Raw genomic sequence first — 11,746 nt, forward strand, 5'->3', positions numbered from 1 at the left:
GCGAACGGAAGGTATCTACTGATGGCCGGCAGCCGGATCGTCGCGATGGGGCACTACCAGCCCTCCCGCGTCGTCACCAACGACGACCTCGCTCAGATGGTCGACACCAACGACGAGTGGATCCGGGACCGGGTCGGCATCGTCACCCGCCGGATCGCCGGGGACGAGACGGTGGCCGACATGGCCGCCGCCGCCGCGGGCAAGGCGCTGGCCAACTCGGGCCTCACGGCCGCCGACATCGACCTCGTCGTGGTCGCCACCTGTACCTCGGTCGACCGCAGCCCGAACGTGGCCTGCCGGGTCGCGGCCAAGCTGGGCATCAGCGCCCCGGGCGCGTACGACATCAACACCGCCTGCTCCGGCTTCGCGTACGCGCTGGGCACGGTGGACCACGCCATCCGGGCCGGCGCGGCGCGCAACGCGATCGTGATCGGCGCCGAGAAGCTGTCCGACTTCACCGACTGGACCGACCGGTCGACGTGCATCATCTTCGGCGACGGCGCGGGAGCGGCCGTGGTCACCGCGACGGCCGAGGGCGAGCCGGCCGGGGTGGGTCCGGTGGTGTGGGGTTCGGTGCCGGAGAAGAGCGACGCGGTCCGTATCGAGGGCTGGCGGCCGTACATCGCGCAGGAGGGGCAGGCGGTCTTCCGCTGGGCCACCACGGCGCTGGCCCCGCTCGCGCTCCAGGCCTGCGAGAAGGCCGGGGTGGCCCCGTCGGAGCTGGCCGCGTTCGTGCCGCACCAGGCCAACGCCCGGATCATCGACGGCATCGTCAAGCGGCTGGACATCCCGAACGCGATCATCGCGAAGGACATCGTCGAGTCCGGAAACACGTCGGCGGCGAGCGTGCCGCTGGCCCTGTCGAAGATGGTCGAGCGGCGCGAGGTGCCCTCCGGCGCCCCGGTGCTGCTGTTCGGCTTCGGCGGCGGCCTGACCTACGCCGGTCAGGTCGTCCGCTGCCCCTGAAGACTCCCTCGGGCGCGAGCGCCGAGGTGTGACGACCGGCGTCGCCGGCCGTCGAGTGAACCCCCGATGAGAGGAACCAACCGCAATGACCCGTGACGAGATCACCGCCGGCCTCGCCGAGATCCTCGAAGAGGTTGCCGGGGTGAACCCGGACGACGTGGCCGAGGGGAAGTCCTTCACCGACGACCTCGACGTCGACTCGCTCTCCATGGTGGAGGTCGTGGTGGCGGCCGAGGAGAAGTTCGGCGTCAAGATCCCGGACAACGAGGTGCAGAACCTCAAGACCGTGGGTGACGCCGTCAGCTACATCGCGGCGCAGTCCTGATCATGAGTCGTCCCGACGTCGTCGTCACCGGGCTCGGCGCGACGACCCCGCTCGGCGGGGACGTCGCGTCGACCTGGGACGCCATGCTCGCCGGCCGCTCCGGGGTGAGTGCGCTCACCCAGGAGTGGGCCGAGCAACTGCCGGTCCGGATCGCCGCGCAGCTCGCCGTCGAACCGTCGACGGTGCTGGACCGGGTCAAGCTGCGCCGGCTGGACCGGTCCGAGGCGATCGCGATCGTGGCGGCGCAGCAGGCCTGGGCGGACGCCGGGCTGGCCGACTCCGGGCTCGACCCGGAGCGGCTGGCCGTCAGCGTCGGCTCCGGCATCGGCGGCGCCACCACCCTGCTCGCCCAGGACGACATCCTGGAGGCGTCCGGCCCGCGGCGGGTCTCCCCGCACACCATCCCGATGCTGATGCCGAACGGCCCGGCCGCCTGGGTCGGGCTGGAACTCGGCGCCAAGGCCGGGGTCCACTCGGTGGCCAGCGCCTGCGCGACCGGCGCGGAGGCGATCGCGCTGGGGCTGGACATCATCCGCGCCGGCCGGGCCGACGTGGTGGTGGCCGGCGGCACCGAGGCGGTCATCCACGCGCTGCCGATCGCCGGGTTCAGCTCGATGCGGGCCATGTCGACCCGCAACGACGAGCCGGAGAAGGCGTCCCGCCCCTGGGACAAGGGCCGTGACGGCTTCGTCCTCGGCGAGGGCGCGGGCGTGGTGATCCTGGAGCGCGCCGACCACGCCGCCGCCCGCGGCGCCCGGGTCTACGCGCGCCTCGCCGGCGCCGGGATCACCTCGGACGCCTACGACATCGTGCAGCCGCACGCCGAGGGCGAGGGCGCCATCCGGGCCATCGCCAAGGCGGTCGCGGACGCGGACGTCGCGAAGACCGACATCCGGCACGTGAACGCGCACGCCACCTCGACCCCGGTCGGCGACATGCTGGAGATCGGCGCGCTGCACAAGGCGGTGGGTGACCACGTGCTGCTGTCGGCCACCAAGTCGATGACCGGGCACCTGCTCGGCGCGGCCGGCGCGCTGGAGTCGATCGCCACCATCCTGGCCATCCGGGACGGCGTCGTGCCGCCGACGATCAACCTGGACGACCCGGACGAGGGGCTCACCCTCGAGGTGGCCGCGCACAAGGCGCGCCACCTGGAGATCCCGGCGGCGCTGAACAACGCGTTCGGCTTCGGCGGGCACAACGTGGCCCTGGTGTTCACCCGGGCCTGAGCACGGCCTGCCCGCTCGGGGCCCGCGTCCGCACCGGACGCGGGCCCCGAGCGCGTCTCAGCCCCGGTTGCGGGGATGCTGCCGCGCGGTCCGCTCGTTGCCCCGCCGGTAGTTGCCGGTCCACCGGGCCATCACCAGTTGCGGGTCGTCGCCGACCTCGGCGAGGAACTGCGCGGCGCGCCCGCCGCGCAGCGTGGCGGCGACCCGGCCGTGGTGGGTGATCACCACCGACCCGTCGGCCCGTTCGACATAGCGGAAACCCTGCGCCTGCTCTCCCATCGGCGCCACCCTGCCAGCACCCGCGCCCGGCCGCACCCGGATTTGCCGCCGTCCCGGTCCCGGCCCGCGGTGGCCGTTAGGGTGAGACCGCCGAGCCGTCGAGGAGCACCACCCGTGGAAGCGACCGAGATCCGCAAGCTCGCCGCGCTGGAGGACACCCACTGGTGGTACCGGGAGCGGCGCGTCCTGCTGGGCCGGGCGCTGCGCCGGTTGGCGGCGGCGGGCACCCGCCCGGGCCGGGCGCTGGACATCGGCGCGGCCGGCGGCGGGAACACCCGGGTGCTGCGGGCGCACGGCTGGCGGCCCGTCGCCCTGGAATACAGCGCCGAGGGCGCCGGGGTGGCCCGGGGCCGGGGCCTCGACGTGATCCGGGCCGACGCCCGGCACCTGCCGGTCCCCTCGGCCGGCCTGGGCCTGGTGGTCGCCTTCGACATCCTGGAGCACGTCGACGAGGACCACCTGGCGGCCGCCGAGATCCGGCGGGCGCTGCGCCCCGGCGGGGCGGCCCTGATCGCCGTGCCGGCCGACATGCGGCTCTGGTCGGCGCACGACGTGGCGGTCGGGCACGTCCGGCGCTACGACCGCGCCGGGCTGCGGGCCGTGGTGGAGAAGGCCGGCCTGGCGATCGACGAGCTGTGGAGCTGGAACGTGCTGCTCCGCCCGGTGGCGGCTTGGCGGCGGCGCCGGTCCACCGGCAGCGACCTGGACCCGCCGCACCCGCTGGTCAACCTGGGGTTGCGCACGGTCGTCACGGCCGAACGCCACCTGCCGGTGCGGGCGTTGCCCGGAGTCTCGCTCATGCTGCGCGCCCACCGCCCGGCCTGATCCCGCCCGGCCGTGCCGGCCCGCGCCGTCACCGCCAGCGGCGACCGGGTCAGCGCAGCCGGTAGACGGCCGTCCGGGAGTTCTCGAAGCGCAGGTCGGCCAGCGTCCGCAGGGCCAGCGCCTCGGCGCCGACCTGCCGGTCCACCACCAGCCAGCGCACCCCGTACCGGTCGCGCAGGGCGGTCAGGCCGGCGGCCGTGGGGGCCGTGAAGGCCGAGTCGTTGACGCGTTGCCGGTCGGCGTCCCAGAACGGCGCGTACGGGCCGTCCGGCCGGCCGACCATCCGGGGCGCGAACGCCCACCCCTCGACCAGCACCGACCGCTCGGCGTAGCCGCTGAGCCAGAACGACCGGGCGTCGCACCACCCGTCCACCACCTCCCGGCAGTGCGCGTTGGTGGCGAGCACGTCGTCCGGCGCGCTGTGCGCCCGCACCCAGCGGGCCGCCTCCACCCGGGAGGCGGGCATTGCCACCACCGGGTACGCCCCGCCGTTCGGGTAGACCCGGGTCGCGGCGGCGTCCAGCACCAGCCCCGGCGCCCCGGCGGTCAGCACGGCGGTCAGCAGCACCAGCCCGCCCCGGCCGGCCAGCCCCGGCCAGCGACCCACCAGGGCCGGCCAGCACAGGAACACCAGCACCGCCGGCACGGTCAGCACGGCCGCCCAGCGGAGCAGCGGCAGCACCGGGGCGTACGCGGGGACGGCCGGCGAGCTGGTCGCGGAGTCGAGCTGCACCGCGGTGAGCAGCACGGCGAACCCGGCGGCGCCCGCGCCGAGCAGCCACCGGCCCCGGGCGGCGAGGGCGGCCCGGTCGGCCACCTCCACCCAGCCCCACGCGGAGAGCAGCACCCCGAAGGCGAACCCGGTCCGGGTGAAGTACTGGTTGCTGCTGCCGGGATGCCCGACGAGCAGGTAGATGGCCGGGCCGGCGAGCGCTCCGCCGAGCAGGAACACCTGCACCGGCTCGAACCGCCACCGGCGCGGCCGGAACAGGGCGAGCGCCCCGGCCAGCCGGAGCTGGAGGTTGAGCAGGAACGCCACCGCGACCAGCACCCACCACAGGGCGGTCACCCCCGCCGGCCGGCCGGTCGGCACGTACGGGCGCAGCCCGGAGAGCGGGTCCAGGACCACCCCGTGGCTCTCGAAGGCGAACAGCACCGCGGTGGCGAACACCTGCGCGGCCAGGGCGAGGCCGGCGGCGACCAGCACTGCCCGGGGCAGCCGGCGGCGGGCCACCAGGGTCGCCACGGCGGTGAGACCGAGCGCGGCCAGCACCACCGGCAGGGTGCTGGCCTTCGCGCCGGTCGACGCGGCCAGGAAGAGGACGGCCAGCGCCCAGGCGCCGCGGCCCAGCGGGGGCACGGTCACCGCGCGGGCCCGGCCGACGAGCTCACCGAGCGCGGCGATCAGCGGCAGCAGCAGCACCCAGCTGTACGTCATCGACGGGCTGCCCCAGACGATGAAGGTGGCCTGGCTGCCGAAGAGCTGCCGCCAGCCGTTCTCGAAGCCGAACTCGCCCACCGTGAACAGCAGCGCGGCGGCCACCACCCCGGCGTACGGCCGGCCGGTGATCCGCCAGCCGACCACGGCCAGCAACACGGCGGCGAGCGCGCACAGCGCGGGCACGGCGAGCCGGAACAGCACCGTGGGCAGGTCCACCCCGCTGACCAGGCTCGTGGCGGCCAGGTGGGCGAAGCCGAACCAGTGGTAGTGCAGCGGCTCCCCGGCGACCTGCGGCACCTCGGGCGGCACCTGGTGGGTGGCCGCCCCGGCGAGGGAGAGCTCGAAGGCCAGGTCGAGGTACTGGGCCTGCCCCTCGTCGGTGGGCAGCACCGGGTTGACGGCGAGGAACGAGCCGTACAGGTAGAGGCTGAAGCCGGCCACCACCCCCGCCAGCGACCACGCCCACCCCGCCGGCGCCACCGTCGGGTACCGGACCCGCCAGTGCCGGCGCAGCCGGGGCACGGCGGCGAACGGCACCACCACGGCGAGCGGCCACAGGCGCAGCCAGCCGGGCAGCCCGACGGCGGTGAACCCCGCCCACGCGACCAGCTCCAGCACCAGGCCGACGGCCGCGCCCAGGGCCAGGTCCTCGACCAGGGTGTGCGGCCGGCGGCGCAACGCGCGGAACACCAGCGTGCCGGGGAGCAGCACGGCCAGCGCCGCGTACGCGGTCCAGCGGGCGATCGCGCCGGCCGAGGTGCCGGCGGCGAGCAGCACGGCGACCACGGCGGCGTACCCGGCGACGGTCGGGGCCCAGCGCAGGGCGGCCGGGCGGCGGCGCGGGTCGGCGGCCGCCGGGGCGGCGCCGGTGGCGACGGCGGTCACCGCAGGCTGTCGGCCAGCTCGGCGGAATCCGGGCGGGCGGCGGCGCTGTCGCCGGCCACCAGGTAGGCGGGCCGGCCCTGCACGGCGGTGTAGATCCGGCCCACGTACTCGCCGAGCAGGCCGAGGCAGAGCAGCTGCACCGCGCCGAGGAAGAGGATCGCCACATAGAGCGAGGGCCAGCCGCTGACCGTGGCGCCGGCGAACCAGGCCAGCACGGCCGCGACCACGAGCACCCCGCAGCCCGCCACCCCGACCAGGCCCAGCCAGGTGGCCACCCGCAGCGGGGCGGCGGAGAAGCTGGTGACGCTCTCGGCGGCCAGCCCGGCCATCCGGGACAGCGGGTACTTCGTCCGGCCCGCGGCGCGTTCCTGCCGCTCGTAGGTCACCTCGGCGCTGGGGAAGCCGAGCCAGGGCACCACGAGCCGGAGCACCGGGCTGCGCTCGGGCAGCTCCCGCAGCGCCTCCACGACGGCCCGGCTGAGCAGCCGGAAGTCGCCGGCCTGGGCGGGGACCTGCTCGCCGACCAGCCGCCGGACCAGGCGGTAGTAGCCGCCCGCGCTCCACCGCTTGAACCGGGTGTCCCGGCTGCGGTCGGCCCGCACGGCGTAGACCACGTCCAGGTGGTCGGCCCGGGCCCGGCGCAGCAGCGCGACGATCACCTCGGGCGGGTCCTGGAGGTCGGCGTCGATGCTGACCACGTACGCGCCCCGGGCCCGGAGCAGGCCGGCGTGCAGGGCGGCCTGGTGCCCGCTGTTGCGGCGCAGCCGCAGCACCCGCAGCTCAGGCCAGCCGACCCGCAGCGCGGCCAGCGCCGCCGGGGTGCCGTCGGTGCTGCCGTCGTCGACGGCCACCACCTCGTACGCCTCGCCGAGCCCGTCGAGCACGCCGCGCAGCCGGACGGCGAGCAGCGGGAGGACGGCCGCCTCGTCGAACATCGGCACCACCACGGACAGGGCCGGCTGCGGCGCGGTCACGGCACTCGACCCCCCGGATTCCCTGGCGGCGGACCGGGCCGACGCTACCAGTCGGGCAGGTCAGGACCGGGCCGGTCGGGCGGCACCCGCCCCGATCAGGTGCCGCAGGTGGTGGCGGGCAGGCCGGACACCTTCACCGGGGAGTGGCCGGTCGGGCGGGCCTTGCCGGCGAGCACCGCGGCCAGCGCGGTCATCGACGCCCGGGTGGACGAGTAGGTGGCCAGCAGGGTCGGCGACTTCGCCCCGGCCAGCACGTACGGGGTGTCCATGGCCACCGTCACGGTGGCGTCCGCGCGCAGGTCCTTGCTCCCGTCGCCGTACCCGACGAGGTGCACGACGGTGCCGCCGCTGGGCACCACCTTGACCCCGGCGGCGGTGAGCGCCGCGGTCAGCGCGGCCCGGGTGCCGTCCCGTCCCCCGGAGGAGGTGACGGTGACCGGGCCGGCCACCGGGCTGCCGCACCGACCGCGGAGCATGGTCACCGCGGCGGCGGCCAGGTCGGCGGCGGCCTTGCGGTGCCCGGCGCTGTCCAGCGTCGACAGCGCGGGCGCCGGCCGGTCGGCCAGCTTGAACTTCATGGTCAGCACCCGGGTGACCGCCTCGACGAGCCGGGTCCGGGGCAGCGAGCCGTCCTTGAGCGCGGCGCGCAGCCCGTCGTACGCCTGGCCCACGTTCGGGGTCATGAGGATGAGGTCGTTGCCGGCGTTCAAAGCTCGGACCGCGGCCTCGCCCGGCGACCACTTCTTGGCCGGCGCCATGTTCATCCCGTCGGTGATCACCACGCCCTGGAAGCCGAGCTGGCCGCGGAGCACGTCGGTGAGCAGCTTGCGGGAGAAGGTGGCCGGGGTGCCCGGGTCGACCGCCTTGACGTCCAGGTGGGCGGACATCACCGCCATGGCGCCGGCGTCGATCCCGGCGTGGAACGGCGGGAACGCGGTGCGGTCCAGCACGGCGCGGGACTGCCCGACCACCGGCAGGTCGGTGTGCGAGTCGGCGGCGGTCAGCCCGTGCCCGGGGAAGTGCTTGACGGCGGCACCGACCCCCTCGGCCTGCAGCCCGCGGACCGCGCCGGCCACCTGCGCCGAGGCGGTCTTCGGGTCGGCGCCGAAGGAGCGGGAGCCGATCACCGTGCTGCGGGTGGCCAGCACGTCGGCGACCGGCGCGAAGTCCAGGTTGACGCCCATGGCGGCCAGCTCGGCGCCGGCGGCCCGCCAGGCGGCCTCGGTCAGCGCCGGGTTGCCGGCGGCACCGGCGGCGAGCGGGCTGGGCAGCAGGGTCACCCCGTCGGTGATCCGGGTGACCACGCCGTACTCCTGGTCGGTGCCGATCAGGAAGGGTGCGGGGCCGGCGGGCAGCCGGCCGGCGGCCGCGCGCAGCCCGTCGGTCAGCGCGCGAACCTGCTTCGGGTTGTCGACGTTGGTGGTCTCCTGGTTGCCGGACGTGGGGTCGTCGGCGCTGAAGCCGACCAGGATCAGCCCGCCCAGGCGGTACTTCGCGACCATCTCCGCGGGGGTGTCGACCCCGGCCAGGGCCCGGTTGCCGGCCGCCGACCCGGGCGACACCTTCGTCGCCGAGCTGCCGTACGCGTAGGGCATCAGCACCTGGCCGACGAGATCCTCGTCGGAGAGCGTCGCCACCAGGGCGGCCGCCCGGGCGGCCGGGTCGGCGCCGGCCGGGGCGGGAGCGGCCGACGACGGGACCGGCGCCGGGCTCGACGGGGTCGGTCGGGGCCGTTCGGGCTCACCCGAGCACCCGGAGGCGAGCAGCGCGGTCAGTGCGGCGAGCGCGACGCAGGCGCGGCGCGGGGAAATCGACACGCGCCCCACCGTATCGGGGCAACTTGACCTTCTGTCAGCCCACCCGGGTGAGCAGCGTCACCGGCGCGCCGTCACCGGCGAACCGGTAGGGCTCCAGTTCGGCGTCCCAGGCGGTGCCGAGGGCCTTGTCGAGGGCGTGGGCGAGCGCCTCCGGGGCCCGGGCGGAGGCCATGATGCTGCGCAGCCGGTCCTCGCCGAGCTGGATGTCACCGGCCGCGCCCACGGTGGCCCGGAACAGGCCGCGCCCCGGGACGTACATGAAGCGCTCGCCGTCGACCCCCGGACTGGGCTCCTCGGTGACCTCGAAACGGATCATGGGCCACTGCCGGAGGGCAGCAGCCAGTTCGGCGCCCGTCCCCGGGCTGCCGGTCCACCCGCACTCGGCGCGCCGCGCCGCGGGATCGACGGGCTGGGCCGTCCAGTGCAGGTTGACCGGCGCGGCGAGGACGCGCGCGATCGCCCACTCGACGTGCGAGCACACGGCGAGCGGGGTCGAGTGGACGTATACGACGCCACGCGTTGGCACGGTGACCTCCCGGTGAGCCGAGGTGCGTCTTCCCCTACGACCTCGTCCACGCGAGTGGCCTCTGGAACACATGATGACCCGTGTGACGGATGGTGCGCCAGCGAATCGGAAAATTCGCCGGTGCCGGTGACCGGGAAATACCCGGGCGGCTGACCTGGTTGTGCTCCCTGACGGCGCGACGACCAGCCAGGCGTCGGGGTCGTGTACAGTTCTCTGGGCGGTTCTGTGCCGCCGCACGTCTTCGCGGGCTGACGCTCACCCCGGGCGTCAAACCGCACATTCAGCCCCCGGACGGTTTCCGTCCTCCCGTACGTCTGCAAGGAGTACCTCCGTGGCGAGCAACACCTCTAAGACCGCGCGCGCGTCAGTCCGGGCCGGCCAGGCTGGCCAGGGTGGCGCCCTCAGCGTGCTGGGCGAGTTCAAGTACCTGATCCCGCTCAACGGCGGCAAGCACGCCTACGTGCGCAACCTGACCAACGGCAAGACCGCGCACCTGCGCACCGACTCCGACGCCTTCGTCGAGGAGATCCGCGTGCTGGCCGCCGCCGGCCACGCCGCCAAGGTCCGCGCCGAGATCAACGCTCTCGCCGCCACCCACCCGGACCACGGCTGGGACAAGACCGAGAAGCGTCTCGTCGAGGCCGGCGTCTTCGAGGGCTGAGCGCCCTCACCCGCGACACCACGAACCGCCCGCCGGGGTCACCCCGGCGGGCGGTTCTGTCTTCTCACTCCTCGGGCAGCAGCGCCACCTCGCCGGTGGCCAGGTCGTAGAGGGCGCCGACCACGGCCACCTCCCCGGCCGCCACCGCCCCCGCCAGCAGGTCGTCGGCGCGCAGGGCGGCCACCGTGCGCCGGACGTGCCGGCGGACGGCGATCCGGTGGGCGTCCGGGTCGTCCGCGCCGACCTCCTGGACCGCCGGCGCGATCCGGTCCACCACGTAGCCCAGCGCGCCGCCCGGGTGGCGCCCGCTGCGCAGCGCGTCGACCGCCGAGCCCACCGCGCCGCAGCGCTCGTGGCCGAGCACCATCACCAGCCGCACGCCGAGCTGTCCCACCACGTACTCGATCGAGCCGCAGACCGCCCGGTCGAGCACGTGCGCGCCGGTGCGGATCACGCAGATCGAGCCGAACGTCTGGTCGAAGATCGCCTCCAGCGGCACCCGCGAGTCGATGCAGCCCAGCACCACGGCGTACGGCTGCTGGTCGCCGGAGGCCACCGCCGCGGCGGCCGTGACGTCGTGGCCGTGCACCGGTTGCCCGCTGACGAAGCGCCGGTTGCCGGAGAGCAGCTCGGCCAGGGCGGCCCGGGGCGTCCGGGCGGCGGGGGTGGACGGCATGCCCTCCAGCCTGGTCACCGATCCGACCGCGCGAGGCGGGGTTGCGAATCTTCTCACCAGCCCGGTTGCCGTGCTGTCATGACGGGTACGCCGGTGTGACCACCGGGTCACTCCGGTGCGCGGACACCGGTCGGCCCGGGGGAGGTGGCACATGCCGGAGCACATGGAGGTGCGGCTTCCCGACGGCGTACGCCTGCACGTGACGGCGACCGGGCCGGTCGACGCCGAGGTCACCGCGGTCCTGCTGCACGGCTGGACCCTGGACGGCCGCAGCTGGCACCGCCAGCTCGCCGGCCTGCGCGACCGGTTCGGCGACCGGGTCCGGGTGCTCACCTACGACGCCCGCGGACACGGCCGGTCGAGCTGCATGGCGCTGCGCACCGCCACCCTGGCCCAGCTCGGCGACGACCTGGCCGCGGTGGTCGACCAGCTCGTCCCGTCCGGCCCGATCGTGCTGGTCGGGCACTCGATGGGCGGGATGACGGTGATGGAGTACGCCCACCGCCACCCCGACCACTTCGCGGCCCGCGCCGCCGGCCTGGTGTTCGTCTCGACCACCGCCGAGGGGCACACCCACACCGCCTACGGGCTCTCCCCCCGGATCGCCCGGCTGATCCGGCTCGCCGAGACCACCGGCGCCGGGGTGCTGGCCCGCTGCGGCGCGTGGCGCCCGCCGCACGCGCTCCTGCGCGCGCTCCGCCCCAGCATCCGCTGGATGCTGTTCGGCGACCGCTGCGACCCCGCCGACATCCGGCTGGTCACCTCGGCGGTGGCGCACGCCTCGCTGCGCTCGATCGGCGGGTTCCGCGCCTCGATCGGGGCCCAGCACCGGCTGGACACCCTCGCGGCGCTCGGCCGGCTGCCGGCCGCCGCGCTGGTCGGCGACCGGGACCGGCTCACCCCGCCACCGTGCGCCGAGTCGATCGCCGGTGCGCTGCCGACCACCGAGCTGACCGTCTGCCCGGGCGCCGGTCACATGCTGATGATGGAACGCCCCGACGACGTGACCGCGGCCGTCGCCGGGGTGCTGCACCAGGTGCTCTCGGGGACGGACGCGGGCACGTCCGGGCAGCGGGTGGGAACGCCCGGATAACGGGCAACCCGGGCGGCGGGCGGCGGGCAGCGGCATGGCCCCGACACGG

12 protein-coding genes are annotated in these 11,746 nt (G+C 75.5%); 6 read left to right on the forward strand and 6 right to left on the reverse strand.

Annotation, left to right across the window (positions count from 1 at the left end):
* Window positions 1–21: 21 nt before the first annotated feature.
* From ACQP12_RS25780 to fabF, 3 genes are all read left to right on the forward strand, one after another.
* Complete coding sequence (locus tag ACQP12_RS25780; RefSeq protein ID WP_357939445.1) at window positions 22–966, forward strand: beta-ketoacyl-ACP synthase III; 945 nt, start codon at window positions 22–24, stop codon at window positions 964–966.
* An 85-nt stretch (window positions 967–1,051) separates the two neighbouring features.
* Complete coding sequence (locus ACQP12_RS25785; protein ID WP_088972559.1) at window positions 1,052–1,291, forward strand: acyl carrier protein; 240 nt, start codon at window positions 1,052–1,054, stop codon at window positions 1,289–1,291.
* A gap of 2 nt (window positions 1,292–1,293) precedes the next feature.
* The gene (gene fabF, locus ACQP12_RS25790) at window positions 1,294–2,520 is read left to right on the forward strand and encodes a beta-ketoacyl-ACP synthase II (protein ID WP_433282681.1); all 1,227 of its coding nucleotides are present in this window, start codon (window positions 1,294–1,296) and stop codon (window positions 2,518–2,520) included.
* A gap of 57 nt (window positions 2,521–2,577) precedes the next feature.
* Here fabF and ACQP12_RS25795 read toward each other — a convergent pair whose 3' ends face one another.
* Window positions 2,578–2,799 carry a hypothetical protein gene (locus tag ACQP12_RS25795; protein WP_357939441.1) on the reverse strand — a complete coding sequence of 74 codons (222 nt, stop codon included), beginning with the start codon at window positions 2,797–2,799 and terminating at the stop codon, window positions 2,578–2,580.
* A gap of 114 nt (window positions 2,800–2,913) precedes the next feature.
* On the opposite strand from ACQP12_RS25795, the gene ACQP12_RS25800 reads away from it, so the two are divergent.
* Window positions 2,914–3,624: a class I SAM-dependent methyltransferase gene (locus ACQP12_RS25800; protein WP_433282683.1), complete on the forward strand. Its 711-nt coding sequence runs from the start codon at window positions 2,914–2,916 to the stop codon at window positions 3,622–3,624.
* Window positions 3,625–3,673: 49 nt separating this feature from the next.
* Here ACQP12_RS25800 and ACQP12_RS25805 read toward each other — a convergent pair whose 3' ends face one another.
* From ACQP12_RS25805 to ACQP12_RS25820, 4 genes are all read right to left on the reverse strand, one after another.
* A complete protein-coding gene (locus ACQP12_RS25805; RefSeq protein WP_433282685.1) occupies window positions 3,674–5,950 on the reverse strand; it encodes a hypothetical protein in 2,277 nt (758 codons plus the stop codon).
* Window positions 5,947–6,924 (reverse strand): glycosyltransferase family 2 protein, encoded by a 978-nt coding sequence (locus ACQP12_RS25810; RefSeq protein ID WP_433282687.1) that lies wholly within the window; start codon window positions 6,922–6,924, stop codon window positions 5,947–5,949. Before ACQP12_RS25810 ends, ACQP12_RS25805 begins: the two co-directional genes overlap by 4 nt.
* 95 nt (window positions 6,925–7,019) lie before the next feature.
* Entirely contained in the window at window positions 7,020–8,750 is a 1,731-nt protein-coding gene (locus tag ACQP12_RS25815; RefSeq protein ID WP_433282689.1) for a glycoside hydrolase family 3 protein, read from the reverse strand.
* A 25-nt stretch (window positions 8,751–8,775) separates the two neighbouring features.
* Window positions 8,776–9,267 carry a DUF3145 domain-containing protein gene (locus ACQP12_RS25820; protein ID WP_357939431.1) on the reverse strand — a complete coding sequence of 164 codons (492 nt, stop codon included), beginning with the start codon at window positions 9,265–9,267 and terminating at the stop codon, window positions 8,776–8,778.
* A gap of 331 nt (window positions 9,268–9,598) precedes the next feature.
* Here ACQP12_RS25820 and ACQP12_RS25825 point away from each other — a divergent pair, with 331 nt between their 5' ends.
* Window positions 9,599–9,928 (forward strand): hypothetical protein, encoded by a 330-nt coding sequence (locus ACQP12_RS25825; RefSeq protein ID WP_154228052.1) that lies wholly within the window; start codon window positions 9,599–9,601, stop codon window positions 9,926–9,928.
* Window positions 9,929–9,992: 64 nt separating this feature from the next.
* Here ACQP12_RS25825 and ACQP12_RS25830 read toward each other — a convergent pair whose 3' ends face one another.
* Complete coding sequence (locus ACQP12_RS25830) at window positions 9,993–10,622, reverse strand: carbonic anhydrase (protein WP_433282692.1); 630 nt, start codon at window positions 10,620–10,622, stop codon at window positions 9,993–9,995.
* 133 nt (window positions 10,623–10,755) lie between these two features.
* Here ACQP12_RS25830 and ACQP12_RS25835 point away from each other — a divergent pair, with 133 nt between their 5' ends.
* Complete coding sequence (locus ACQP12_RS25835) at window positions 10,756–11,697, forward strand: alpha/beta fold hydrolase (RefSeq protein WP_433282694.1); 942 nt, start codon at window positions 10,756–10,758, stop codon at window positions 11,695–11,697.
* Window positions 11,698–11,746 lie beyond the last annotated feature (49 nt).

It is taken from the genome of Micromonospora sp. CA-244673 (assembly GCF_050948395.1).
In the GTDB taxonomy this organism is placed as follows: domain Bacteria; phylum Actinomycetota; class Actinomycetes; order Mycobacteriales; family Micromonosporaceae; genus Micromonospora.

What these genes read in the sequence shown, in the direction of transcription:
- ACQP12_RS25835 (WP_433282694.1), top strand. Translation starts at nt 10,756, where the DNA reads ATGCCGGAGCACATGGAGGTGCGGCTTCCCGACGGCGTACGCCTGCAC.
- fabF (WP_433282681.1), top strand. Translation starts at nt 1,294, where the DNA reads ATGAGTCGTCCCGACGTCGTCGTCACCGGGCTCGGCGCGACGACCCCG.
- ACQP12_RS25785 (WP_088972559.1), top strand. Translation starts at nt 1,052, where the DNA reads ATGACCCGTGACGAGATCACCGCCGGCCTCGCCGAGATCCTCGAAGAG.
- ACQP12_RS25780 (WP_357939445.1), top strand. Translation starts at nt 22, where the DNA reads ATGGCCGGCAGCCGGATCGTCGCGATGGGGCACTACCAGCCCTCCCGC.
- ACQP12_RS25795 (WP_357939441.1), bottom strand. Translation starts at nt 2,799, where the DNA reads ATGGGAGAGCAGGCGCAGGGTTTCCGCTATGTCGAACGGGCCGACGGG.